Consider the following 23,308-nt stretch of genomic DNA (forward strand, 5'->3'; position numbering starts at 1 on the left):
TCGTGTGGTCAAGGGGACAGGCGCGCCATGGTAGCAGACACGGGGCCTGTCAGGCGCGTCCATCGGACTGGTGCTGAAATAGCATAAATTGCCGGAACAGCTCTGCCTGGCTCGAGATGTTCAGCTTGGCATACAGTCGCTTGCGATGATTCTTGACGGTGCCGGTAGAAATTCCCATCTTGCTCGCGATCTCCGGACTGGTATGTCCCCGCAGAATCAGCCAGGCGGTCTCTCGCTCACGCTCGCTCAGGCGATCCTGTCCAAAGCTCGCCAGCAGGCTTGGCGTTTGTTCCTCCCGCGGCAGGTGCAGACTCGACACCAGCCAGAACTGGCGAACCAGTGACTCAAGCAGAGGAAACAGATAGGCCACCTGCGCCATCAGGGTGACGTGATCGGCGCCCTCCTCCAGGGCACCGGAGGCACCAAAGGACATCGTGATGCCATCCCCTTCTCCCAGCGAAAAGAACGCGGCGGCTTCCCGTTCAAGGCCCAGGTTGCGGTAGTAGGTCGCGAAGTATTCTGTCTCGCGGAAGCCGGCGGGTGCCAGTTCTTCAAGCCACCACACCCCTGGTGCCGCCTGGGACTGCCAATGCTGATGAAACGGGTCGAGCAGGTACATGCGCTCCACGTAGGGTAACAGCACCCGACGATCGAGCACCGCCGACAGGTTATGCGCCAGCACCGTGGGCCTACCCACGCCGGGGAAGTGCATCACCGCATAGCTGATCCCCGGGGCATAGGCACCCAGCACCTCCCCTAACCCCTCGAGAAAATTGGGCGAACGCACGCGGTCGGCAAGGCGCGCCACCGGCGCAAGATCGCTCGGTGGCAGCACCTTCGAGGGCAAACGGCAGGGGCGGCAAACATCCATCGGGTCAGAATACGTCACCCCAGGTGTCTGACCAAGCCATCAAGGCGTGCCAGCAAAGCCTCCTGATGCGGCTGCAACGTCTGCTGGCCCCAGCGTGCGATCTCGTCGTTCATGGGGTCATCGGCCTGGATCGCTGATCCTGCCAAGGTCTGGATGACCGCATGACCACACAGCGGCACGTAGCCCTCGCTGTAGCCTCCCTCATGCACCATCACCAGGCGGCCCTGACACAGTCTGTCCGCCACATCGAGCAGCCTGGCCGTCATCTCCGTATAGGCCTGGCTATTGAGCATCATGCCGCCCAGGGGATCCATGGCGCTGGCATCGTAACCACAGGCCACCACCACCAGCTCTGGGCGAAAGCGCTCCAGCGCCGGCACCACCACGCGCTCGATGGCCGCCTGGTAGGCGCCGATACCCGAGCCCGGCGGCAACGGCACGTTCAGGTTGTAGCCGCGGCCGACACCACCCCCGATATCTTCGATGTCTCCACTGTCGACGGGGTAGTTGCGGTCCTGGTGCAGCGACAGGGTGAGCACGTCATCGCGCTCCCAGAATGCCTGCTCGGTGCCGTTGCCATGGTGCACGTCCCAGTCGATGACCGCGACACGCTTAAGCGGATGGCGCGCCATCATGGTCATGACCGCGATCGGGATGTTTCCCAGCAGACAGAAACCGCGGCCTCGGTCCCGCTCGGCGTGGTGCCCTGGAGGGCGACACAGGGCATAGGCGTTGTCGGCCTCGCCTCTCAGCACGGCATCCATGGCGGCAATCGCCTGTCCGGTGGAGCGACGGGCGATGTCGTAGCTGTCACGCCGCAGCGGCGCGCACTCCCCGGCATCACCAAAGCCAAACTCGCTCATCTGCGCCAGCCGCGCCAGATACTCGGCGGTATGGAAACGCAGCAGATCGCTCTCATCGGCAGGGGCCCCCTTGATCGGCACCAGCTCATCCATCAGTCCGGTGACTTCCAGCAGATTCTTGAGGCGTCGCTTGGTCTCCGGGTGTTCCACCGCGGCCGCAGGCTGGACATGTTTACCAGGCGTCGCAAAGACCGAGCAGGGACCGTTGTCGTGCCACAGGCAGTGCTCATGAAAGGCAAAGGCCGTACGTCGTTGCATTCGTGGCTACCCCAGCAGGAAATAAAGAATGGCACTGGCACCTGCCGCCAGCAGCACGTACGGCAGCTGTGTCAGGGCGTGCTGGATCGGCGTCACTCCGCAGCCACGTGCACTGAGCACGGTGGAGTCACCGAAGAAACAGGCGTGGGAACCGAAGGCACCGGCCGAAATCATCGCCCCAAGGGTCAGCCCCATGGAGGCCCCTGTCGCCTCGGCCAGGGGAATCACGATGGGAAAGGCGATGGCGTAGACGCCCCAGAAGGACCCCGTCGCAAAGGCCAGTCCGGACAGCAGCAGGAAGGTGACGCCCGGCAACCAGCTTCCCTGCATCAAAGGTTCGACCCAGGCCACCAGCGTCTCGGTCAGGCCGAGGTTCTGGTTCACCGTTTGCAGCAGGAAGGCGGCGAACACAATGCCGAGGGGCAGCAGCATCTGCTGAAAGCCCTTCAGGAGCTCATCAAACATGCGATTGAGTGGCGCGATCCGCTGCGCTGCATACAGCGCCAGGGCAACCAGCAGGGCGAAGCCAACGCCGATCAGCGCATCGATACCGAACCACCAGGTCGCCAGCAGCAGCGTGGTCACCGGCAGTACGAAATTGATCAAGCGGGGCGTGATCTGGCGCTGCACCTCGTCGGCTTGCTCGGCGCTGCTATCATCCACCAGCTCATCTCCCGCCTCTGCCGCGCGCATGCGCCCAAGGGCAGGCAACACCCCCAGCGCTACCAGCAGTACCACCAGCAGCGCAATCAAGGGGTAGAACAGCATCGGTATCAGGCCGAGATAGGTGGCGAAGCCCTCTCCGGTTGAGGCGATGCCCTGGCTTTCCAGCAGTCCCGCCAGATAGATGGCCCAGGTCGAGAACGGTATCAGCAGACAGATCGGCGCCGCGGTGGAATCGACGATATAGGCCAGCATCGAGCGGGAAATCTTGAGTCGATCGAACAGCTTCTTCATCGCCGCCGATACCGTCATGGCATTGAGGTAATCGTCGATGAAGATCAGGATGCCAAGACCCGTGGCCCCCAGCATGGCCCGTCTGCGCGTGGTCAACAGGCGGCCCGCGCTATCGCTGAAGGCCTCGGTGCCCCTGACGAACTGCAAAAGGCCAATCAAGGCACCCAGCAGCCCACAGACCAGGGCGATCCAGCCCATGGTCGGCTGCTGCATGACCTCCAGCCCCGCCAGCGCCATGTCCTGAATGGCGCTGGAAGGTGACAGGATGATGAAACCGCTAAGACACCCAGCCATCAGCGCCTCAAGGGTACGGTGGGTGATCAGCGCCATGGAAATGACGACCACCGTGGGCACCAGCGCGTAGGCGCCATAGTGGCCATCCTGGATCAGCCAGTGGCCGGACAGGCTGGCAACCAGCACCACACTGAGAAAGAGCAAGCCGCGACGCAGGCCGCGATTGGGGTCCTGGCGACGATTCGCCAGCTCTGAAAGACTATGATCCACTGTCGTCACCATCGGGTTGTTGTTGAAATGTGACCGTGCGATGCCTTTGATAGCACTGCCCTAGCAACTGCGGCGATATCCCCATGGGGACCATCGCCACACTCAAGACCCTCGATGTCAGGAGACTCATCCCATGTCCCAACACCGCCATGTCCGGCTATGTCTGCCAGCGCTGGCGTCGATGCTGGTATCACTGTCGGCACCGCTGAACATGGCCCTGGCATCCCCCATGGGCGATGACACCCAGCCACCCGTCGCCGCCCCCTCGACAGGCGCCCCGGGCACCGCTTGTGCCCTCCCCGGCGATTGGCGAACGCCAGGAGACAGCCTGACCAGCCGCTCCCCTCCCATGGGCTGGGCGGCGCTGGCGGACGAGCAGGTGGTACTGCTGGGCGAGCGCCACGACCAGCCTGCCCACCATCGTTTTCAGCTGGCGGCGATCAGCGCCCTGCACGCCCAGCAGCCGCGCCTGGCCATCGGCCTGGAGATGCTGCCAAGGGAAAGCCAGGCGGCGCTGGATGCCTGGGTGGCTGGAAACATCGACGAGACAGAGCTGCTCAAGCAGAGCCAGTGGTATCGCTACTGGGGCTTTGACGCCGCGCTCTACCTGCCGATACTGCACTTTGCCCGTGACCATCGCCTGCCGCTGAAGGCACTCAACGTCACGCCGGAGCTGCGCCGACGCCTGGTCGAGCAAGGTGTCATGGCCGTACCACCCACTGAGCGTCACGGCATCCCGGAACCCGCCCCGGCATCGCCCTCCTACCGGCAGCGCCTGGAAGAGAGCCTGGCCCAGCACGCGGCCGAACTTGGTGACGAAACCGGCAATCGCGCGTTCGATGCCGGAATGATCGATGACTTCGTCTACGCCCAGCAGGTCTGGGACACGGCCATGGCGTACGGGCTTACCGAGCTGGTAGAGGACGGCTACCTGGCGGTGGGCCTGGTGGGAATGGGACATGCCAGCTACGGCGAGGGCATCGAGACGCAGCTTTCACACCGGGATATCCGCGCGGTGTCGAGCCTGCTACCGCTGACGGTGGACGAGGCCTGCACGGCCGACGACGGGCTTGCCGATGTGATCTTTGTGGTGCACAACGACATGATTCAGCATGGACCGCGACTGGGGGTTGACGTCGACATGGACGAAGGCAGTCTGGTAGTCAGCGAGGTGGCACCCGATAGCCCCGCCGCGGCTGCGGGGCTGCGTGTCGGTGATCGCCTGCTGCGCTTTGCTGGCCAACCCCTTGACCAGCCTGCGCAGCTCAAGGCGTTGGTGAACCGCGTAATGCCGGGGACCCAGGCGAGAGTCGAGGTAAGGCGCGAACGGGCCCACCACACGCTGACAGTCAGTTTTCCGCCAGCGCCCACCGAGGTTGAGGGATAGGTTGAGGGATAGGTTGAGGGATAGGTTGAGGGATAGGTTGAGGAATAGCGCGCGACCCCATAGGCCGGTCCCGCAACGACAGGAAGCTGAGGAAGCCAGGCAGTCCGAGCCTTGAGCGTAGCCCCTCACTGACGCCGGCCCTTCAAAACGCCTCGTCTGCGTCGAGCTGGGCCAGCCGCTCTCCCAGGGCGTCCAGCTGGTGGGGAGCGAAGACCTCAATGCCAGAGGCACGCAGCAACGCCGTGGTGACTCCCTCACCGGCCACCAGAGTGCCCTCAAAATGGCCGTCGTAGATCTGGGTGCTGCCGCAGGAGGGGCTGCGGTCAATCAACAGGGCCAGGCGAACCCCATGGCGCCTGGCCGCGGACAGCGCAAGCTTTGCACCCCGGATAAAGGCCTCGGTGGGATCGTCCCCGGCGTCATCCGCGATCCTTGCCTGCCCGTGCAGCACCTGACGTCCCTGCCCTCCCTGGATTTCGGCGGGAGGTCTGGGCGTCGGCAACCCTCCCGCCACTTCCGGACAGATGGGTACCAGCCGCCCCTCCTCGCGCCAGCGCCTCAGACGCGCATCGCCCAGGGCCTTGTGACTGGCGTCATAGCGCACCGGGTCTCCCAGCAGGCAAGCACTGACCAGAACCTTGTTCACGTGGCAACTCCTCACCATCACTTCTATCGTCAACATGGCATCGCTGGCGGCTACCTCCGCTCGACGACAGGATGCCCTGTGTGCCGCAGCATGCTAAGCTCCGCCCACCTTTGATTCCCGCAGCACTCAATTGGAGTTTCCCATGGTTCAAGCTACTGCTCGCCATATCCTCGTTGACAGCGAAGACAAGTGCCAGGCCCTCAAGGCCGAAATCGAGAACGGTCGTGACTTTGCCGACGCCGCCCGCGAACACTCCTCCTGCCCGTCCGGCCGCCAGGGCGGCGACCTGGGCAGCTTCGGCCCCGGCCAGATGGTGCGCGAATTCGACGAAGTCGTGTTCTCCGCCGAGCTGAACAAGGTCCAGGGCCCGGTCAAGACCCAGTTCGGCTACCACCTGCTGGAAGTCACCAGCCGCGGTTGATATCCCGCCGAGCGAGTCACACCGATCTAGCCACACCGAGCTAGTCAAACCATGCTAGTCAAACCATGCTAGTCAAACCAAGGCCACGCCAAAGCGTGGCCTTGGTGTCTAAGACAGTGTCTTAGGCAGCCTCTTCTGCCCCCCTTCCTGCCGCTGTTATCTACTCCACTGTCTTCTCGACTCGGGTCAGGGGTTCACCGCGAGTGTGGATCATCACCACGATCAATTCCGCAGCACTCTCATCGCTGGCATTGACCAGCTTCACATGACGCACGCCCTCCGGCTCTCGCCACTCGTCGCCAGGCCCAAAGCGTTCTTCTTCCCCACCCTCAAGCTGTGAGATCACCTCGCCGGCGGCCACCTTGACGTAGGCTGGCCCTGCGTGGCGATGGGGCGGCAGACTGGCCCCGGGGTCCAGGGTAACCAGTACGACGGTGGAGATCAGGTTGGAATCGTCTGACACCCACTTCTGCTGCATGATGTTCTGGGACACGCTGGGCGTTACCTGATCGCCACTCTGTGCCGACGCCTGGGGCGTCACCGCAATCAGCAGCGTCAGGGCGAACGCCAACCGCGTCGCCAACCGCAGCGAGCGCCCGGACGACTGGGGCAGAGGCACAGCACCGCACGCCTTGTTCTTGCTGGTCATTCGTTTCAACGTCAGGGGAGACTCAGGAAACATGGAGGAGACCTCTTGGGACAACGTCGTCGGTGACGAGAGTGTTTGGATGACGCCACCACCGCCTTCCTTACATCCGCCCCGGTAACGTCCCGTGCCGAACGGCATGTTCGACCCACGGCTGCAGCTTCGTGCACATTCTATTGGGAAAATTCCCCAGTCCTGCCCGCTGGGCCGAGTTAGGCTATGCAAAAACAACCATCGACCGCCCCGACCGAGGATGAGGAGTCCCCTATGTCGATCATCGATTCACCCGAACGTTATGGCAGTATCAGCCGTTTCTTCCACTGGAGCATCGCCGCCCTGGTGCTGTGGCAGCTCGTCACGGCCACCACCACAGTGCTGTTCGAAGATTCCTGGCTGGATAAACTGACCTGGGCTACCCACAAGCCGGTGGGCCTGCTGATTCTGATCCTGATGCTGGGCCGGGTGGCCTGGGCGCTGTTAAACCAGCGCCGCCGCCCATCCAGCCTCAACCTGCCGTCGCATCTGGGTCATCTCGCGCTATACGCCCTGCTGGTCGTGATTCCGTCGATTGCGCTGATGCGCCAATATGGTTCCGGGCGCGCCTTTTCGCCCTTCGGCATCGAGCTCATGTCAGGCTTTGACGGCGACAAGATCGAGTGGATGATGCTCCCTGCCAATCTGCTCCACGGCTGGCTGGGGTGGGCGCTGTTCGCGATGGCCCTGGGGCACGTGTTGATGGCGGTTCATCACCGCATGAATCCCAGGCAGCAGGATGTCCTGCCCCGCATGCTTGACGTCAGCGCCAGGAAATAAGTCCGCCGCAGCCAAGGACGGCATGAACCTGCGGCCCCGGCGGAGGGGACACACCGGCCAGGGCGTGGATCGGGCCGGTGTGCAGATGCAGACAACCGCGCTAGGATGGGCGAAGGCCATCGATAAGGACGTCAGCATGGAGCATTCATCAGGACTGCCTCACCCGCCGCACCAAGACCTTGCCCCCGGGGGAAGGCACCCATGAGCGACTCCCCGATCATTGATGTCCAGGCGCTGACAAAGGTCTATGCCGGCGGATTCGAGGCGCTCAAGGGCATCGACCTGAGCATCAAGCGCGGCGAGATCTTTGCCCTGCTTGGCCCCAACGGGGCAGGCAAGACCACCTTGATCAGCGTCATCTGCGGGCTGGTCAATCCCTCATCAGGCCACGTCAGGGTCGACGGCCACGATATCCTCGATGACTTCCGTGCTGCCCGCTCGCTGATCGGGCTGGTGCCCCAGGAGTTGACCAGTGAAGCCTTCTCCACCGTATGGGACACGGTATCCTTCAGCCGCGGCCTGTTCGGCAAGCCCAAGGATCCGGCGCATATCGAGAAGGTGCTGCGCCAGCTCAGCCTGTGGGAAAAGCGCAAGAACCGGCTGATCACCCTGTCCGGCGGCATGAAACGTCGGGTGCTGATCGCCAAGGCACTGGCCCACGAACCCCAGGTACTGTTTCTGGATGAGCCCACCGCCGGGGTCGACGTCGAACTGCGCCGTGACATGTGGGAGGTGGTGCGAGGCCTCAGAGAGAGCGGCGTCACCATTATCCTCACCACGCATTACATCGAGGAAGCGGAAGAGATGGCCGAGCGCATCGGCGTCATTCGTGCCGGAGAGCTGGTGCTGGTGGAGGAAAAGCAGGCGCTGATGGCGAGCCTCGGCCGCAAGGAATTGACCCTGCACTTGCGCGAACCCCTCGACGCTGTGCCGCACGCCCTGGCTCACCACCACCTGGCCTTGAGCGACGAGGGCCATGCGCTGGTCTACCACTATGACGGTGCAGACGACGGTGAGAGCAGCATCGCCGACTTGCTCGCAGACGTCGACGCCGCCGGCATCGCATTCAAGGACCTGCACACTCGCCAGAGTTCGCTGGAGGAAATCTTCGTCAATCTGGTCAAGGAGCGACCATGAACATCACCTCGGTCAAGACGCTCTACCTGGCAGAGATGGCCCGAAGCCTGCGCACCGTGCTGCAGAGCGTGGTATCCCCCGTGCTATCCACCTCGCTGTACTTCGTGGTCTTTGGTTCCGCCATTGGCTCACGCATCAGTGAGGTCGAGGGCATTCCCTACGGTGCCTTCATCGTGCCGGGGCTGATCATGCTGATGCTGCTGACCCAGAGTGTCTCCAATGCCTCATTCGGGATCTTCTTCCCACGCTTTTCGGGGTCGGTCTACGAGATTCTATCGGCTCCCATCTCGCCGCTGGAGATCGTGCTGGGCTTTGTCGGCGCTGCCGCCACCAAATCTATTGTGCTCGGCTTGATCGTGCTGGCAACGGCCAGCCTGTTCGTGCCCTTTACCATCATGCACCCGCTGTTGATGCTGCTGTTTCTGGTGCTGACCGCACTGACCTTCAGCCTGCTCGGTTTCATTATCGGGATCTGGGCCGATGGCTTTGAGAAGCTGCAGCTGGTGCCGCTTCTGGTCATCACGCCGCTGACCTTCCTCGGCGGAACCTTCTACTCCATCGACATGCTGCCTCCCCTGTGGCAAACGGTGACCCTGTTCAATCCGGTGGTCTACCTGGTGTCGGGTTTCCGCTACAGCTTTTATGGACTCGGCGATGTCAGCGTATGGGTCAGTCTGGGCATGATTCTGCTGTTCATGGCCCTGGCGCTGGCGGTCATCCATGCCATCTTCCGCAGCGGCTATCGCCTCAAGCCATGAATCGGCTTCGGTCTGACGCCCCAAGTACGCTATCATCTGCCGCCGTTTTTTGGTCACGAGGTTTCCATGCCGATCTCTGCCTGCGTCATCCAGCGCCTGGACAAGAGCGCCAGCGACATCCCGGCAACGCTTAAGCATGCCAGCGAGCTGCATCCCGACAGCGACGCATTGGACAGCCTGGTCACCCGCCTGACCGACGCTTACCACGGCAAAGCCAAGCGCTGGGGCCGGCTCAATGAGCACGCTCCCCCCAGCACCACGGATCGCCCGAGCGTGCAGAATAGCGACGCCAGCGGCGAGGATGTCGCCCCTTGGGACGACGAGGACTCCTCCGCGACAGGGACCTCTGGTGCAGGCTCCTCTGGCCTGGCCGCCTCTGATGAAGGTCCGGTAGTGGCGACCACCAGCCGCTTCCCTGCCGAGTTTCGTGCCTTCCTCGACGGCGAGCGAGACTTTCAGGCACTGGCCAGGGAGCTTGGCGAGGCCATCAAGGGCGTGGTCGACGCGCACCTGCCCACCGGAGGCCACCTGCTCATGGTCGACCAGCGCCAGGGCGAGACCCGCCACCTGTTCGTCGCACTGGTTCACCATCGGGACGGTTTCGTCATCGGTGAAGACGGTCGCGTCGGCATCACCGGGCAGCTCAATCACAGTCAGATGTCGCTGGCCTTCCGCCTCAACCTGACCCAATGGCAGGACGGCGGCCCGTCGAGTCAGTACCTGTCGATGCTGGCAGATCGCGGCGCGAAGAAGCTGGCCGACGACCTGCAGGCCCTTTTGGGCGCCAGCGAAGGCGTCGATCCAAAGAGCGAAACCCGTACCTTGCTGAAGGCCTTCAGCGACTATGTCGAGCAGGAAGACATGGAGGAGGAAGCGTCGCGGGAAAAGACCGATGCGCTGATCGACTACGCCCAGGACCAGGCAAGTCGTGGTGAAGCGATGACCCTGGATGAGCTCTCCGCCCTGGTCAACGATGACAATCCGCGGGCCTTCTACGAGCACATTCGCAACGCCGACTACGGCCTGTCACCGGAAATCCCGCCAGACAAGCGCACCCTCAATCAGTTCCGCCGCTTCACCGGCCGCGCCGAGGGCGTCTCGATCAGCTTCGACTCCCACCTGCTGGGCAACAGCATCGAGTACGACGAAGAACATGACCGATTGATCATCAAGAAGCTGCCCAGCAAGCTCAAGGAACAGCTGCAGGGGGGCTAGTAAGCTACTGATAAAACAGGATTTATACCAATCCTAACAAGCATTATACCAAAGAGGCTGGTGATGTATTTGGCATGACTTCCACAGCATCAGCCTCCAAGGTCATTACCTAAGAATGCTTAACTTGTACCACCTGTTGTACCACCTATGCTCAACACCTCCACCATGGCACGGTGCTGAAGGATTTTATAAAGCGCATAGCGAACATAACCAGTAAAGCCCTCAGGGATTTTCTTATCGACACCTAGGGTGTTAAACCCATAAATGAAGTTGGGATTTCCTGATCCTGCTCTTTGATCAAGAATACCAAGAAGATCATCGGCTTTATTTAGAACAAATGCTTCCCATTCTTTTTCAAGCTCTTCGCCTTCGAAAGTATTACTAAGCAAAATCCACTCATCGACACAAGCGTAGATAGCTGATATCACTTGCTCTTCATTATGACGCCGTAAAAACTGATTGAAGTCTAAGCTTACCCACGTAAATGCCACAAGCTTATACATCTCATCAGTGCTAAAGTTACTTTCCAGATCATCAGCAAAACGCTTAAAAACTGCAAGACCATCATTATCAAAAGGACCGTTAGCAATAATGTACTGATAATTTATTATGCCCGAATTACTCTCTATGGAATGAATATGGCTAACAAAGAAAGGATAGATATTAGGATGAGTTTCTTTTGATATGAGACACCTAATGCCATTGCTAATGTAATGAGAATGTTCGCTTAGCATCGTATATACCTTAAGCAGTGATTGACACCACCATCATAGCAGAGAATGCTAATGAAGCCCCCTATCCATTGGAATATGACGGTTAGTCCCCAACACTCCCCCCTACCTTTTCTAATCTCCATAATCGTGATAGCTTATGAGAAATAGAAAAATCATAGGGAAATACTACTATCAAACCTGTTGACTTCTCACCAATCACTTGACCAAGACTTGCCAAGTATCCTTAACAGTTATTCCAGTAAACAATCTTATGTTAAATTGCATCGGTAATATGCTTAGAATGATTGGTTAGCACCTCTCCCCTGCCCTGCTAAGGTACTGGTAAATACGTCATGAGTAATGTTCAAGTTGTTATGAAGGATTGTGAAGGATATTTGTAAGGTGAAAAGCGATAGTATTGGGGGACTAACCCATGAGCACGCATAAGTATACCTTTAAAGATATATCGCCATTTAACCTATTAAATCACCGATAAATGAGCAATATCTTTCCAATCTATTCCATAGGTGTACTAACAATAGAAATAGAAAAGCCACTATCCTGACGGTGTTGCTTAATAGCGACACTTACAAGATAATGGCTAAATATTCATTCCATGTTATTTTCTAAGATAACAATCCTATCCATCAAGTCATCAATCTGTTGACTCTGGAAGACTTCATCACCATCTGTCCAGTCATGCTGAAGGATATTATCTTTATGGTCACTGTAAGCATCATAGCCAATCACTAATAACAGTGTTGCTAGAAGAGCATAGAGAATCTTGATATGCATCTATCACCTCTCTGTCTTGGGCTGTGACATTGATGTTGTACGAATAACCTGATCTAAATAGTGACCAATCTCATATTTAATAGCTTCAACATCTTGTGCACCATTGATCTCTAGAGTTGGTGAGATGGTCTGGTGATAGACGTTGGTTGTACCATTCATGGGATTGCCATTACGGTCGATAGGTGGTCCGAAAGGAACCTGATTAGGATCACTAATACCACCTTGAGCATTTAGCATTGGTGCAATGGTCTCACGAGCCTTACTGTTAAGAGATTCCAATACGTCAGGGTTCAGCATCATCATATTAGGTGAAAGCTGAGGACCGAAGTTAACATGACCAATCTCAAAGGCTTTAGGAAGGATAAAGTTAACGCTTGAGATGATGGAATTGACAAAGTTCTCTGCAATATCTTTAAGGTGTCCTGCGACAATATCACCAATATTAGAGACCTTATCACGCCATGCTGTATCACTACGGATGATCTCAATAACATCTGCAACACTATTGATGTAGTCAGCGACTTCATTCATCACATCTGCTAGGGACCTGAATGGAGATTCAAAGTCTACACCATCCAATGCATCAGATACGTTCCCGACAGAAGCAAGAATATTTCCGAATGCTTCAAAGCGGTTCTTAAGGATAGGTGCCATGCTGTCAGCAAATTCACCAATCTCTTCAAAGAGACCTTCAGACTTCCTGATAGCGCTTAGGATACCTTGGTAAGCGTTGTTCATCGCGTTATCAAGACCAACCCTATTCATTAGATTGTTGCTGAAGAACGCTTGATTAAGTGCCCTGTTCTGCTGTGCTTGGGTACTATTCCTTCGTTGATCGAGAGCACCACCAATCTGTGAACGTTCCCCCATGACACTGAACAGTGCTGGTAAGAGTTCTGTAGCAAGAATGCCTCGTGTTGATTGTTGCTTATCTGTGAACTCTTTAAGGCTCAATCCCATAGAGGATGCGATAAGCTCTCTTGAAATGCCAGCTTCTGCGAATTGTAGCAACTCGTCGCCCATCAATTTACCCGTACTGGCCACTTGCGAGGCTGCAAGCTGGATTCTTCCGAGCCTTTCTTGAGAAGCGCCAGTAGCTGTTGCATAGGCTTGGAGTTGCGTGAAGAATCTCATAGATTGGCTTTCAAGAGCACTACCCTTCAAAGCATTTGCAAAGTCCCTGTAGCCTTCAGCAGACTGGATAAAGTTAGTACCCATGTAATCACTGATAGCGGAAATCTGCTCAATACGCCTTGCAGCGGCTTCAGAAGACCCTTCAAGGGACGTAAAAGCACTCTCAATACGTTGGAAGCGTTGGTACTGTTCGTTGCTCATATAGGCACCAGCAGCCACTACAGCAGCACCGATAGCAGGCCCAGACATAGCCCGCATAGCACCACCAATTGTTGCTCCAATACCTGCCGCCCTGCCATGCATATTAGCGCCTGTAGAGCCTCCTTCGACGTGGTACGGCATACCTGATCTACCATGGCTCATGCCTGCATTGAAGTCCCTGTTAAAGCGCTGGAATCGCTGCATTTGATAGGACATATCAGTAACAATACGGGAACGCCTCTCAAGGCTCTTGTTACCGTCTCTCATGCCTCTTGCAAGGCGATCTTCAGTAAAGCTAACGTCGCGAAGGTGGCGGGAATAGTTCTTTAGATTCTTATCAAGACTCTTGAATTCAGTATCGAGATTCTTTACTCGTTTGGTCTGGAAGTCATTAAGCTTCTTACGATATGCCTCAAGATTCTTGTTAGCATTCTCTAGGGATTTCTCGAATCTCTTTAAGTTTCGAAAGTCAATATCATATGACAGTCTAGCCTTAAGCTGTGCAACTGTATCAGCCATTGTTAATCACCTCTTCAGGGGGTTCAATATCAGGTTCAGTACCGTTGGGATACATGGTAGCGAGTAGCTTGTAATGCTTTGGTCCTCTACCCGGTGTTGTATAATCCATACTCCCTTTCACCTGATAAAACTCACCATTGAAGTAAAAGAGGATTGCAGAATTCTCAGGGGGATTCTCTGGAAATACGGGTAATTCTTTGGTGTAAACCTTCTTGTATCCTTTCTGGTAATACGTGGTGGACTCTGCAAAGGTAAGCATTTCACCATCTTTAAAAGGCTGGATATTGACCCTTTGAATCACTGGATCGGTATAGCCTTCAATCCAGCTGCCTGTTAGGGGGTCTCGATAACCATATTCAGCGTAAAACGCTACATAATCCCGATAGAAATTCTTGTTAGGCATTGTTATATTCTCCGATTAGAAAGGACGGTAGGACCAATCATATTGCGTAGTCTTGGGTTATTACGATTGACCTTGATATTGGGCAGTAGACGACCATTAACCAGTGTTTCATAAGCATCAGAAAGACAGTCCATAATGTCATTGTGATAGCCACTACACTTATCACCATCGAAATGCTCAAGCTCTGTATAATGGGATTCGTTGAAGGTATTTTTGACCACGTAGACGTTGCCTTGTTGGGCAGCTATCATGAAACCTTGAGCACGGGTTAACTTAGACTTACGAGGTTTTAGGATGACTGGCTTGGCACCTAGAGCAATAAGCTTTGTACGTTTGGTTTCTGCTAGAGCCTTACCAGCACTCCCAGGGTCTTGGCTGATACTTGTATAGGTGTTATCAGAAAGCTGTAAGTCTTCCCTAGCGGTCTTGTAGACTAGGTTCTCTACAAGTGCGGATCTATCCCTCATGGACTTCATATCAAGGATGTAGAAATTGCCAGTCTCCTTGTCAAAGGCGCACTTAACACCTCTTGTCCAGTCTGGATCACCACCTTGTTTAGCGGATTTATTAGGGTCTGGTTTGGTTGCTGCCAAGTCCCAACTACGGATCATTGTTAGCCCTAACGGGACTTCTGAAGCATCAATCTCTTTGAAGTCTTCACGCTTGAGGTAGCCTAGACCACCTTGAGAAGCAAACCAGTTTCCATATAACAACCTGTCACGCTCTAGCTTCTTAAGGTTCTCTAGCTTGAATACATACTCTGGTTGATCCTTAAGATATATTGGGTTGTTGTAGATATTCGCTGAATGGTAAACGAATGAATATGCTGACCTTGCAGCGGCATCACCATATTTCTCTTTGATCTCTTCACGGGATTTGAAGAACTCAAAATCACCTTGAAGCTGGATAAGGTAGGTGGTGACACCATCCATGGATTCATCTGGGAAACCCTTCTCATCTAGATAGCCTGCTTTGGTAAGCCAATCGCAAAGGAAGGAATTTCTATCAGGGTTAGCTGTCATTCGAAGGGTCTTACGCTTCTTAGATTTCCCCCTAAGACGGCTTGTGATATACCATACATCATCAATGTTTTTGATTTGAGATGCTTCGTCTATCAGTACCCCTGTAAGCTGTGAGCCTTGGAAGTCATTCTGGTTATCTTTGAGATAGTGAAACTTTACGAAGGCACCATTAGGAAAGCGTATCTGGTTCTGAATGTTGTTAGACTTCGCACCAACCTTACTGAATAGCTTATTAGCTTCTTCCCAAATAGAACCCGGAGCCTTGATTTGTACCAATGATTCACGTAGAAGCATGGCGTTATAATCAGGGTCTTCAAAGCAGTCAATGAGAAGCTTTAGAAGGCTTAGATAGCTCTTTCCTGAACCTGAAGCGCCACCGAATAGTAGAATATCGTGATCATCATCATTCAGGTATACAGCTTGCTTCTTTGATAATGGTGCGTAAATCTCAACCTCTTCATACAGTGTTTCTTGATCGATATGGAAGGTGTAATTTCTTTTGTTTGGTGTTCTTGCCATGGCATCATCTCCCCCAGTGTTATTTTTAGGCAATAAAAAAGGCTGACCAGCAATTGCCAGCCAGCCCTCTTTAGGTGCTTACTTAAGCGTCAGTAAAATCAACCTTGATGGTGCTACCAACACTCTCAAGAATCGGCAGACTGTTAGTCTCGGATTCCACGGTAATGAAGCGATCACGATCATCCCGAACAGTACGGGAGAAAGCACGCTGACCACCGCCAGACAGACCTGTAAGGGTGTTCTCAGGGCCGAAGAAGTGCTTACCAAGCTGTGCACGCGGTACAAAGAGACCTTCAGCATCTGCAAGGATTTGGTCTTGAGTACCATCAGCCTTGGTGAAGGAATCGTTGTAATTGACGATGGTCACACCACCGAAGGTAAAGCTTGAATAGCCTGCACCAACCTCACCCACCTGACCCAGCAGCGGGTTAGCACCTGCCCAACCATTCATCTGCATAGCCTTGGTAAGGTCCGGTACAGTCAGGAGCCATTCGTACAGGTCATTACCAGCGAACATCACGAAGCCACGGGCAGAACCACTCATCAGGCCAGCTTTAGAAGCGTTCTGCATAGCGCGGAATTGCTTCAGCACGTCACCATCAGCAGCGTAGGACAGGGTCTGGGAACCTTGAGAAACACCAAGCTCTGAAGCAAGGTCATAGGTGCCGAAATTGTCAGTCACCAGTTGAGCGTTAAACAGCATCTTTGCCTGCTGATACTCGTGATGGTAATCGATCATATCGGAATGATCTTCGAGATGTTCTGCAACAGCTTTAGCAAGGCTCTTCTCAGATTCGCTATTGAAGTCACGTACACCTGCAAGCTGATCACGGGTGATAGTTGATTCAATCGGATAGTGAGGAATCTTAAGGACGTGCTGATCAAAACCAGACTGGTCACGCGTATTCTTGTCAGCAACACTACGCAGCTTATCATCCAGCACCTTCAGGGAGCCTTCTCGAACGTCGAAGGTGATATAGTCACTAGCAACACTACGGGTCTTGAAGAAGCCCATAGAGCCAATCAGGGACGGCTTAGCAGGGATCTTGTTGATGGCTTCGGTACGGTCCATCACGTATTCGTTATCAATAAGCATTATTCTTTACTCCTTAAATTATTGTTCGTTAACTGCAACGATACCTTTGGCTTTGAGTAGCTCCAGGGCATCGGTAGAATCGAAAGTGTTGATCTTTTCTGCATCAACAGTTGAAGGGTTGCCGCGAACCATAACGCGGACATTACCTTGAGTACCGTCAGTATCTTCTGCGAGGATGCCCAGCACTTCAGTAGAGGTTGCGCTAACCTTGGTGGAGGCATTTTCCAGTACGTCACCAGCAACACCTGCAACGGTTACATTTACTGCATCAAATTGAACATCGTAATCATCACAATGGACAAGAAAGATGTCGCCTTTAGGATTGATAGTATTGATTTTGGTCATTGGTTATTCTCCATATCGTTCATTTAGGATTGTCATTAGGTAATCTTCATTACCCTCTTCAGTAGTTTCTGAAGTCGTTTCATCAGGCTCTGTCACTTGTTCAAAGTATTCTTTAGAGCCATTGAGAGAATTAAGTTCTTGTTCCTTAGCTTCGATAAGCTCCATCACCTTGCTGAATTCAGGGTCTTGGTAAAGCTTACGAAACACTGGAAGGTAGTCTTGAACAATGTCTTCGCTGTATAGGAAGCCTGTAAGGCGCTCTGTAAGCTCACGCTCTGAGATACGTTCTTTAGGTTCTTCTACAGTCTCTTCTTCTTTAGGTGGTGTCTTGGCTTTGCGCAGACGGTCTAGGATATTCATCAGTGATCTCCAAAAATCTTTTCAAACTCGCACCAGTCTTTCCTTCCAGAATGCAGGATGATTGGTACAGCTTTATTCTTTCTGGTGTTAACCTTGATACGTAGGTCTTGTAAGCGTCGCTCAAGGTCTTCAACAGTTGCCCTTGTTTCAGAAGCATCACCGATTTCCCAGCGGGTCGGGGTGAGAGCAATCTGATTAATGATCACCTCAAGACAATCTACGGATGCTTGAAGAACATCGTTACCAGCTTCTGAAAGAAGGAATGCAATAGAGTCATCTGACAGGTAAGGCTCATCAGGGTCTGTATCGCCGATATAAAGGCGTACTTGATCAATATCATTCATCGTTGGCATTACTAGCCTCCCTTGCTTCACGCATCATTCCGGCAGCTTTACCAGATGTACCACCAGCAATAGGTGCACCAATACTCTGCTTAATCCACTGATCCATCTCACCAGTAGGCTCGACAAGCCCTGACATACCAATCTCTTTGATACCACTGGTAAACTCTTCCCAAGTCGGCTCTGTCATGTCTTCCCAAACAACACTAGGAAGATGATTGTCAGTAAGACCATTAAGCTCAAAAGCAAGGCGTACAGCCTTCATAAACTCTGCTGCAATGGTGTCCTGAATAGCGCTAAGGAAGGTATTAAGAAGGACGCTCTTAGTGCTAGAAAGGCCATATGAACCACTTGATTCACCATCTTGACCAAGGCTAAGAACACTACTTTGAAGAGCCATGAGGATGCTTCGTTGGCAGCGTGCAATGGATGCTTCAATTTCAAAGCCGTTACCATCAACGCCCTTGATAGGCTGAACGTCAAACAGCTTAGCATTGCCTTCGGTAGTGTCTGAGGGAAGTGCTACAAAGCTGGTCAAGCCCTGCCCCATCATCTTGGCTTGATGAATAAGTTGGTCTACCATTACGGCATGGTCACTTGTAGGATCGTTGTAATACGATGCTAGATATTCTGAAGGGACTTCTACCTTCAAGACACCACCAAGGTTCTTAGAAGCTGCGATAAGCTGCAATTCACGGTAGGCTGTGAGTTCCTTCCAGCTTGAATAGCATCCCCTAAGCAAAGACCTTCCAAGGGGATTATCGCTATCTGCCATGAAAGAGAACATTAGAACCTTGGAACCATCAACACTGGTAGGTGACTTGGTTACGTTCCTAATCAATCCATCGTTCATAGGAGGATTAAGTTCGAGCCTTACCAGTACCCCTTTGTCATATACATACTCTTTTACAGACTGAAGGCTAATAGGACTGAAGGTCTTGAATACCTGCTTACCATTCTTACGATGGAACGTTACTTCTTGGATGCTTGTACCATATTCCACGAGGCTGAGAATATTTGACATGGTACGATTGAAGTTGTAAGGCTTAAGGTCTTCAAGAGACTTATTCAATGCCTCTACCAGTTCTTTCTCTGCTTTGGTAGAACGAAGATGAGGCTTAAGAGTGAACTTACGATTCAGCAGAGACTTAATGAAACTGGTAGAACCACTGATCGTGCTGTCTTCAAGCATTGCACGGTATGTCTTATGGGCCTTAGAAAGCTTAAGGTCTTCTTTCTCACACGCCTGAATACTGTTATGAATCTCGATAGGTCGTGAGTATTGCTTTGTAAATTGGGTCATTTAATACCATCCTCCTTTTCATATTTCTTCAACTTGTTTTTAAGCTTGGTACGCCACTGGGGAAAGGTTTCATAGAAAGCCCCGCCATGATCTACATACCTCTGCGATTTACGATGGATGTAGATTAAATCTTCGGGATGATGTTCCAGCATGTACCTAAGATATTCTCGAAATTCCTTACCAACAGGATCACGCATTTGAACGTCACGGAAGATATGCGGGGGAAGCTCTTGAAGGTTCTTGTAAGGGGTTTTCTCTCTAGCCATACACAGTCTCCCTACCCGCTTCCCAGTCATTAGCAAGCGGCTCAAGAATCCCGTGCAAGATATAATTGGCGAGATGAAGATTGAACGTTGCTTCTTCTTTCCACTGTTCCAGAGAGCGCTGTCCAGCATCGAGAATCAGCCACTGGTAATACTTATGAGCGTCTTCAGGAGTCCTACAACGGGGCTTCTTAACAACATGGTGTTTACCACTAGGAAGAACGTAGAAAGGCGCAAAGCGCTTCTTACCAAGGCATTTAACACCAACAGGTAGACCTTCAAGGGGCTTTTGATCACAGACCATACAAAGGAAGATAATAGCATCGGGAATGCCTTCGAATGCGTTGTAATCCATCATTCTTCCCCCTTCTTCTTTCCATTGCAGTTTACGCAGCAGCTATTGCAGGTATATCGAATTGTCTTATTCTGCTGGCAGTTCTTGCAAAACCCACCGATATAGAACTTGAAACCAAGTCGCAAGGCATCTTGACGTGAGATATAGATATTCTGTTTGTTCATTGCTTCAATTCTCCATAGAGTTATTTTTTATATTGGCTTTCTTTAAAAGATCACCCTGATAAGTCCTGATAAAAAAGTGACAGAGACCCCCGCCTATGAAGACACGGAATAAAAAGGATCTCTGCCGAAGTTCACCGAAGTGAATCAGGAGGATTGATAGCAAGACCAATCAGGCTAATCTTTGGAAGGGTGCGCCCTAAGAGCCACTTAGGACGGCTTTAGCTCTGCTAGTAGGAGGATTAGAAACCTAGCAAAGCACTTTGAAATAGGTTGGGCATGTAGAGAGGAGCAAGCGACTCAGGATGCCCGCCGAAAACCATAGCCTCTGAATGGAAATGATTATCCGCTTTAGACCGCATCATCATCGCTACCAAGCAGCTTAATGGGAAGGAGTACTAGAACCCACCGCATAGCGATTACACAAATGATGAAGTCCATTGAAAGCACGCCTGTCTTACAAGAACGCACTCTCAAATTTGAATAGGTGCCCATATAGCGCTTAGGAGGACGCAGAATGGACGCTGAAAACTACCCTGGCAGTTGGTGGGCAATTCTCCGCATAGCCTGATTGGGCTAATTCTTAAGAGACCTTGAGGTCTTTCAAAGCAACGTAGGCGGGATTGATTGAGAAGTCTGTCTTACTTTCTTCTGAGAGATCTTTGAAGAGATACCATTCTTTAATGGCTTGTTCACGAGACTTCGTATAAGACACCTTCCAAGCATAATTAGGATTGATATGGATTCTACACTGACCTTTCTCAATCGCCTTATTGTCTCGACATGATTCGTATTCGATTAGGCTTCCAGCGATATTCAGACGCCTATGCAGATTTGATCTATCAGTTCCCAGCATCTCACAAAGTTCTTTAACCTCGATCTCTACTACGTTTTCGTAGGAGATTTTACTGATCAAAGCTTTGATAAGCTGGTACTTTGGCTTACTGAACTTTGGAGCGCCAGAACGATTTAGGTGCCTATAATCCTTGGATAATGAGTAGATTTCATCAGTGTCATCCATTACTGCCGTTGCTTTGTACATCTCTTTCTTTGTGATATTCATCATTGTTAGGTTCCCCTATAAGTCGATTCCCCACACCCCACAACTCATAGGGGATGTTTCTTAGGCAGCTTCTTTAAGCATCCTCTTAAGCTTTGGACCACCATAGATTAAGTAGTCATCAAAACTGAATGATTCACCACCGGGATTATTCTTTTTCCATTTGTTAAACTGTTGCATCTTGGTACGCCGTGTTTTCGAATCAATGCTGATAGCTTCTGAAGCCTTAGCAACCTTACCTTCACGTACTTGGCGTTTAATTCCTTCAAGCCAGTCTTGGGCCATCTTACGCATACGTGGGCAAAGGATTACTGCAATCATTTCCTTGCCACTCTGCTGGTCACGAATACAACCCCTAAAAAGCCACTGGATAAGGCTAGAAAGCTCCCATTCAGCAGCAGGCATAGATGAACCATTGCGACTGAAATAGCTCTGTACAGCCGGTTGAATGCGCTTATCAAGGCCATACACCATCAACCTACAATGGCGATACTCATTCGTTCCAAGCGTTGTATGAGACAGGAAACAAGCAGGAACCTCCTTACCTTGTGAGTCCAGCTTGGTAGATTGTCCAATCTTCACAGTCTTAAGCCAATCAATAGTGCTCTCACCATCTGGATTCTTGAAGGTGGTGAACAAGGTTTCATCAAGGCCAATCTCATAGTCTCTCATGGCTTGCTTGATATGCTTGTTGATCTCACTACGGATAGGACCAACATTGTTCTTCATACCTTCCTTGCTAAGACGATACTCTTCAATGCTGTAGTCATCAGGGATAACCAGATGATCGGCAATGTACTTGTAAATATCTAGAACACGATCTTCATCAAGGTCTAGAATTTCAGCATCAACACCCTGGACCTTGAGGTAATTTGCCATGATGGATGATTCCCACCGATAGGTAAGCACCAATACACGATCAAAGCACTCAAGGAAATTAATGCTTACTTCCATCACCACGTAACGACCTTCAATGAAGTAAAGCATACCAGTATCACAAAGGTTCTTTAGATGCTCATGATGGTGATATGCACCTTGATTCCCTTCAAATTCCTTACAAGAGTTCCACTGAACCTTGCCAGTGTCTTCGTTAACGATGATGTATTCATTCTCTACATCAGCCTGAAGAGCCTTACTGCTAAGGCGGTTGTCATTGACAGGCTTAACAAGGTCAATTGTTTCATCAAGTACAAGCACCTTCTCACCACGACGCATGGGAAGATTCTTAATGCTGTTGAAGTGCTCTTGAGTTAGATTCTCAAACATCGCATGAGTAGTCACCACTGATCCCTGACGCTGCTTAAGGATATTCAGAAGGTCTTGAGACTTGGTTGTCTTCTCATCACACGGTTCAACAAGCTTGTTACCTTCAGGAAGATACTGGTTAGCGCCCTTCTCTTCGCACTGGTAACGCTTCACCTCATCAAGATATGGCAGCATGACAAAGTAGAAATTGTCAGGCTCAGAACTGATCATCTTGATTGCAGAAGTGGACTTCCCATAAGACATGATTGCTGATAAAACTTGTACTTTCATTGTTAATCTCTCCTGTAGTTTTTATGGCATAGGAATCTCCCACCAGTGATGGCTAGTCACAGTGTATATGATAAAGATTCTCGATTAGTTTATTTCAGACACAAGAATAACCAGACTATAGTCCTCTTTTGAAGACATCATCTGGTTGACTGGTGCTTAATTTTTTACCGCTATCTAGTCATAAGTATATGGCAATATCATAATATTGTCAATAGATTTCTTACGCTAGATGCTAACTCTTTCTCTTCTATCTATGAACATCATAACATTTGCAACGTAAATCTGTCAATACTTTTATTACGCGTTATACCCGTCAATGTACAGAAGAGATTGCATTCTGTCAACAGTTAATAACGATTCTCATCTGTTGAATACCCTTCTAGGACACCTCAAAAATGATACAACCGCCTTTTGGAATTTCAGCCTTACGAAGAGTGTACTTGGAAGATAGTGAATTTTAGCGTCTATTTACAAACACTTATAAGCACGATCTCGTCAGAAGTGAAAAATGCTACATCCCTAGAAAGGGTAATAAGGTTTTAAGATTCTTGGAAGGTTCTGCTAAAGCTATGGCTTACGCCAAGTACCTTAGCACGATGGTTCCAAGGACTAGAGAGGACACTAGAAGGAAAGGGAGGGAAACAGGATACAATCCCCTCCCCTCTTAGAAAGTCTCTCTTAAAGATCGTTAGAAGACACCTACAGT

General features: G+C 52.2%; 25 protein-coding genes. 6 read left to right on the plus strand and 19 right to left on the minus strand.

Going from position 1 to position 23,308, the window contains the following annotated elements; translation table 11 throughout:
• Positions 1 to 49: 49 nt before the first annotated feature.
• Genes KUV86_RS20100 through KUV86_RS15190 form a run of 3 tightly spaced genes read right to left on the minus strand, consistent with a single transcriptional unit; the run spans position 50 to position 3,453 of the window.
• Entirely contained in the window at positions 50 to 889 is an 840-nt protein-coding gene (locus KUV86_RS20100; RefSeq protein WP_222485398.1) for a helix-turn-helix transcriptional regulator, read from the minus strand.
• On the minus strand, positions 886 to 1,992 hold the full coding sequence (locus tag KUV86_RS15185; protein ID WP_222485400.1) for a class II histone deacetylase: 1,107 nt from the start codon (positions 1,990 to 1,992) through the stop codon (positions 886 to 888). The genes KUV86_RS20100 and KUV86_RS15185 overlap by 4 nt, the downstream gene beginning before the upstream one ends.
• A gap of 6 nt (positions 1,993 to 1,998) precedes the next feature.
• Positions 1,999 to 3,453 (minus strand): Na+/H+ antiporter NhaC family protein, encoded by a 1,455-nt coding sequence (locus KUV86_RS15190; RefSeq protein ID WP_224908798.1) that lies wholly within the window; start codon positions 3,451 to 3,453, stop codon positions 1,999 to 2,001.
• A gap of 133 nt (positions 3,454 to 3,586) precedes the next feature.
• Here KUV86_RS15190 and KUV86_RS15195 point away from each other — a divergent pair, with 133 nt between their 5' ends.
• Positions 3,587 to 4,840, plus strand: coding sequence for a ChaN family lipoprotein (locus KUV86_RS15195; protein ID WP_222485404.1), 1,254 nt, complete (start codon positions 3,587 to 3,589; stop codon positions 4,838 to 4,840).
• Between the two features lie 142 nt (positions 4,841 to 4,982).
• Here the strand turns inward: KUV86_RS15195 and KUV86_RS15200 are convergent, their stop codons facing one another.
• Positions 4,983 to 5,486, minus strand: a complete 504-nt coding sequence (locus tag KUV86_RS15200) for a DUF523 domain-containing protein (protein WP_222485406.1) — start codon at positions 5,484 to 5,486, stop codon at positions 4,983 to 4,985.
• 142 nt (positions 5,487 to 5,628) lie between these two features.
• Between KUV86_RS15200 and KUV86_RS15205 the strand changes: the two genes are divergently transcribed.
• The gene (locus KUV86_RS15205) at positions 5,629 to 5,907 is read left to right on the plus strand and encodes a peptidylprolyl isomerase (RefSeq protein WP_206937791.1); all 279 of its coding nucleotides are present in this window, start codon (positions 5,629 to 5,631) and stop codon (positions 5,905 to 5,907) included.
• A 160-nt stretch (positions 5,908 to 6,067) separates the two neighbouring features.
• On the opposite strand, the gene KUV86_RS15210 is transcribed toward KUV86_RS15205, so the two are convergent.
• Complete coding sequence (locus KUV86_RS15210) at positions 6,068 to 6,589, minus strand: cupin domain-containing protein (RefSeq protein WP_222485408.1); 522 nt, start codon at positions 6,587 to 6,589, stop codon at positions 6,068 to 6,070.
• A gap of 231 nt (positions 6,590 to 6,820) precedes the next feature.
• On the opposite strand from KUV86_RS15210, the gene KUV86_RS15215 reads away from it, so the two are divergent.
• The 4 genes from KUV86_RS15215 to KUV86_RS15230 all read left to right on the plus strand — a co-directional run bounded on the left by KUV86_RS15215 (position 6,821) and on the right by KUV86_RS15230 (position 10,476).
• On the plus strand, positions 6,821 to 7,366 hold the full coding sequence (locus KUV86_RS15215) for a cytochrome b (RefSeq protein ID WP_222238231.1): 546 nt from the start codon (positions 6,821 to 6,823) through the stop codon (positions 7,364 to 7,366).
• A gap of 201 nt (positions 7,367 to 7,567) precedes the next feature.
• Positions 7,568 to 8,503 carry an ABC transporter ATP-binding protein gene (locus KUV86_RS15220; protein ID WP_222163076.1) on the plus strand — a complete coding sequence of 312 codons (936 nt, stop codon included), beginning with the start codon at positions 7,568 to 7,570 and terminating at the stop codon, positions 8,501 to 8,503.
• The gene (locus KUV86_RS15225) at positions 8,500 to 9,261 is read left to right on the plus strand and encodes an ABC transporter permease (protein WP_222163075.1); all 762 of its coding nucleotides are present in this window, start codon (positions 8,500 to 8,502) and stop codon (positions 9,259 to 9,261) included. The genes KUV86_RS15220 and KUV86_RS15225 overlap by 4 nt, the downstream gene beginning before the upstream one ends.
• Before the next feature lie 66 nt (positions 9,262 to 9,327).
• Positions 9,328 to 10,476, plus strand: coding sequence for a nucleoid-associated protein (locus KUV86_RS15230; protein ID WP_206937776.1), 1,149 nt, complete (start codon positions 9,328 to 9,330; stop codon positions 10,474 to 10,476).
• 119 nt (positions 10,477 to 10,595) lie between these two features.
• Here the strand turns inward: KUV86_RS15230 and KUV86_RS15235 are convergent, their stop codons facing one another.
• The 14 genes from KUV86_RS15235 to KUV86_RS15300 form a co-directional block, all read right to left on the minus strand.
• Positions 10,596 to 11,210 carry a hypothetical protein gene (locus KUV86_RS15235; RefSeq protein WP_222485410.1) on the minus strand — a complete coding sequence of 205 codons (615 nt, stop codon included), beginning with the start codon at positions 11,208 to 11,210 and terminating at the stop codon, positions 10,596 to 10,598.
• A 588-nt stretch (positions 11,211 to 11,798) separates the two neighbouring features.
• Positions 11,799 to 11,984: a hypothetical protein gene (locus tag KUV86_RS15240; RefSeq protein ID WP_222485412.1), complete on the minus strand. Its 186-nt coding sequence runs from the start codon at positions 11,982 to 11,984 to the stop codon at positions 11,799 to 11,801.
• Between the two features lie 3 nt (positions 11,985 to 11,987).
• A complete protein-coding gene (locus KUV86_RS15245; protein WP_222485414.1) occupies positions 11,988 to 13,838 on the minus strand; it encodes a tape measure protein in 1,851 nt (616 codons plus the stop codon).
• On the minus strand, positions 13,831 to 14,241 hold the full coding sequence (locus KUV86_RS15250; RefSeq protein ID WP_222485416.1) for a hypothetical protein: 411 nt from the start codon (positions 14,239 to 14,241) through the stop codon (positions 13,831 to 13,833). Before KUV86_RS15250 ends, KUV86_RS15245 begins: the two co-directional genes overlap by 8 nt.
• Positions 14,242 to 14,243: 2 nt before the next feature.
• Complete coding sequence (locus KUV86_RS15255; protein WP_222485418.1) at positions 14,244 to 15,782, minus strand: phage terminase large subunit; 1,539 nt, start codon at positions 15,780 to 15,782, stop codon at positions 14,244 to 14,246.
• Positions 15,783 to 15,864: 82 nt separating this feature from the next.
• A complete protein-coding gene (locus tag KUV86_RS15260; protein WP_222485420.1) occupies positions 15,865 to 16,878 on the minus strand; it encodes a major capsid protein in 1,014 nt (337 codons plus the stop codon).
• 18 nt (positions 16,879 to 16,896) lie between these two features.
• Positions 16,897 to 17,223: a hypothetical protein gene (locus KUV86_RS15265; RefSeq protein WP_222485422.1), complete on the minus strand. Its 327-nt coding sequence runs from the start codon at positions 17,221 to 17,223 to the stop codon at positions 16,897 to 16,899.
• Positions 17,224 to 17,226: 3 nt separating this feature from the next.
• A complete protein-coding gene (locus KUV86_RS15270) occupies positions 17,227 to 17,583 on the minus strand; it encodes a hypothetical protein (protein WP_222485424.1) in 357 nt (118 codons plus the stop codon).
• On the minus strand, positions 17,583 to 17,936 hold the full coding sequence (locus KUV86_RS15275; RefSeq protein ID WP_222485426.1) for a hypothetical protein: 354 nt from the start codon (positions 17,934 to 17,936) through the stop codon (positions 17,583 to 17,585). The genes KUV86_RS15270 and KUV86_RS15275 overlap by 1 nt, the downstream gene beginning before the upstream one ends.
• Positions 17,920 to 19,227 carry a hypothetical protein gene (locus KUV86_RS15280; protein ID WP_222485428.1) on the minus strand — a complete coding sequence of 436 codons (1,308 nt, stop codon included), beginning with the start codon at positions 19,225 to 19,227 and terminating at the stop codon, positions 17,920 to 17,922. Before KUV86_RS15280 ends, KUV86_RS15275 begins: the two co-directional genes overlap by 17 nt.
• The gene (locus tag KUV86_RS15285; RefSeq protein ID WP_222485430.1) at positions 19,224 to 19,493 is read right to left on the minus strand and encodes a hypothetical protein; all 270 of its coding nucleotides are present in this window, start codon (positions 19,491 to 19,493) and stop codon (positions 19,224 to 19,226) included. Before KUV86_RS15285 ends, KUV86_RS15280 begins: the two co-directional genes overlap by 4 nt.
• Positions 19,486 to 19,848 (minus strand): hypothetical protein, encoded by a 363-nt coding sequence (locus KUV86_RS15290; protein WP_222485431.1) that lies wholly within the window; start codon positions 19,846 to 19,848, stop codon positions 19,486 to 19,488. The genes KUV86_RS15285 and KUV86_RS15290 overlap by 8 nt, the downstream gene beginning before the upstream one ends.
• Positions 19,849 to 20,589: 741 nt before the next feature.
• Complete coding sequence (locus tag KUV86_RS15295; protein WP_222485433.1) at positions 20,590 to 21,072, minus strand: hypothetical protein; 483 nt, start codon at positions 21,070 to 21,072, stop codon at positions 20,590 to 20,592.
• A 57-nt stretch (positions 21,073 to 21,129) separates the two neighbouring features.
• Complete coding sequence (locus KUV86_RS15300; protein ID WP_222485435.1) at positions 21,130 to 22,602, minus strand: hypothetical protein; 1,473 nt, start codon at positions 22,600 to 22,602, stop codon at positions 21,130 to 21,132.
• Between the last annotated feature and the right edge of the window lie 706 nt (positions 22,603 to 23,308).

This window comes from Halomonas sp. DP8Y7-3, assembly GCF_019801675.1.
GTDB lineage: Bacteria > Pseudomonadota > Gammaproteobacteria > Pseudomonadales > Halomonadaceae > Halomonas > Halomonas litopenaei_A.

Excerpts from the sequence above, each read along its gene's own strand:
- KUV86_RS15275 (WP_222485426.1), bottom strand. The coding sequence starts at position 17,936 with ATGCCAACGATGAATGATATTGATCAAGTACGCCTTTATATCGGCGAT.
- KUV86_RS15225 (WP_222163075.1), top strand. The coding sequence starts at position 8,500 with ATGAACATCACCTCGGTCAAGACGCTCTACCTGGCAGAGATGGCCCGA.
- KUV86_RS15215 (WP_222238231.1), top strand. The coding sequence starts at position 6,821 with ATGTCGATCATCGATTCACCCGAACGTTATGGCAGTATCAGCCGTTTC.
- KUV86_RS15245 (WP_222485414.1), bottom strand. The coding sequence starts at position 13,838 with ATGGCTGATACAGTTGCACAGCTTAAGGCTAGACTGTCATATGATATT.
- KUV86_RS15285 (WP_222485430.1), bottom strand. The coding sequence starts at position 19,493 with ATGGCTAGAGAGAAAACCCCTTACAAGAACCTTCAAGAGCTTCCCCCG.
- KUV86_RS15205 (WP_206937791.1), top strand. The coding sequence starts at position 5,629 with ATGGTTCAAGCTACTGCTCGCCATATCCTCGTTGACAGCGAAGACAAG.
- KUV86_RS15280 (WP_222485428.1), bottom strand. The coding sequence starts at position 19,227 with ATGACCCAATTTACAAAGCAATACTCACGACCTATCGAGATTCATAAC.
- KUV86_RS15270 (WP_222485424.1), bottom strand. The coding sequence starts at position 17,583 with ATGAATATCCTAGACCGTCTGCGCAAAGCCAAGACACCACCTAAAGAA.
- KUV86_RS15185 (WP_222485400.1), bottom strand. The coding sequence starts at position 1,992 with ATGCAACGACGTACGGCCTTTGCCTTTCATGAGCACTGCCTGTGGCAC.
- KUV86_RS15240 (WP_222485412.1), bottom strand. The coding sequence starts at position 11,984 with ATGCATATCAAGATTCTCTATGCTCTTCTAGCAACACTGTTATTAGTG.
- KUV86_RS15235 (WP_222485410.1), bottom strand. The coding sequence starts at position 11,210 with ATGCTAAGCGAACATTCTCATTACATTAGCAATGGCATTAGGTGTCTC.
- KUV86_RS15195 (WP_222485404.1), top strand. The coding sequence starts at position 3,587 with ATGTCCCAACACCGCCATGTCCGGCTATGTCTGCCAGCGCTGGCGTCG.
- KUV86_RS15295 (WP_222485433.1), bottom strand. The coding sequence starts at position 21,072 with ATGATGAATATCACAAAGAAAGAGATGTACAAAGCAACGGCAGTAATG.
- KUV86_RS15300 (WP_222485435.1), bottom strand. The coding sequence starts at position 22,602 with ATGAAAGTACAAGTTTTATCAGCAATCATGTCTTATGGGAAGTCCACT.
- KUV86_RS15255 (WP_222485418.1), bottom strand. The coding sequence starts at position 15,782 with ATGGCAAGAACACCAAACAAAAGAAATTACACCTTCCATATCGATCAA.
- KUV86_RS15210 (WP_222485408.1), bottom strand. The coding sequence starts at position 6,589 with ATGTTTCCTGAGTCTCCCCTGACGTTGAAACGAATGACCAGCAAGAAC.
- KUV86_RS15250 (WP_222485416.1), bottom strand. The coding sequence starts at position 14,241 with ATGCCTAACAAGAATTTCTATCGGGATTATGTAGCGTTTTACGCTGAA.
- KUV86_RS15230 (WP_206937776.1), top strand. The coding sequence starts at position 9,328 with ATGCCGATCTCTGCCTGCGTCATCCAGCGCCTGGACAAGAGCGCCAGC.
- KUV86_RS15290 (WP_222485431.1), bottom strand. The coding sequence starts at position 19,848 with ATGATGGATTACAACGCATTCGAAGGCATTCCCGATGCTATTATCTTC.
- KUV86_RS15260 (WP_222485420.1), bottom strand. The coding sequence starts at position 16,878 with ATGCTTATTGATAACGAATACGTGATGGACCGTACCGAAGCCATCAAC.
- KUV86_RS15220 (WP_222163076.1), top strand. The coding sequence starts at position 7,568 with ATGAGCGACTCCCCGATCATTGATGTCCAGGCGCTGACAAAGGTCTAT.
- KUV86_RS15265 (WP_222485422.1), bottom strand. The coding sequence starts at position 17,223 with ATGACCAAAATCAATACTATCAATCCTAAAGGCGACATCTTTCTTGTC.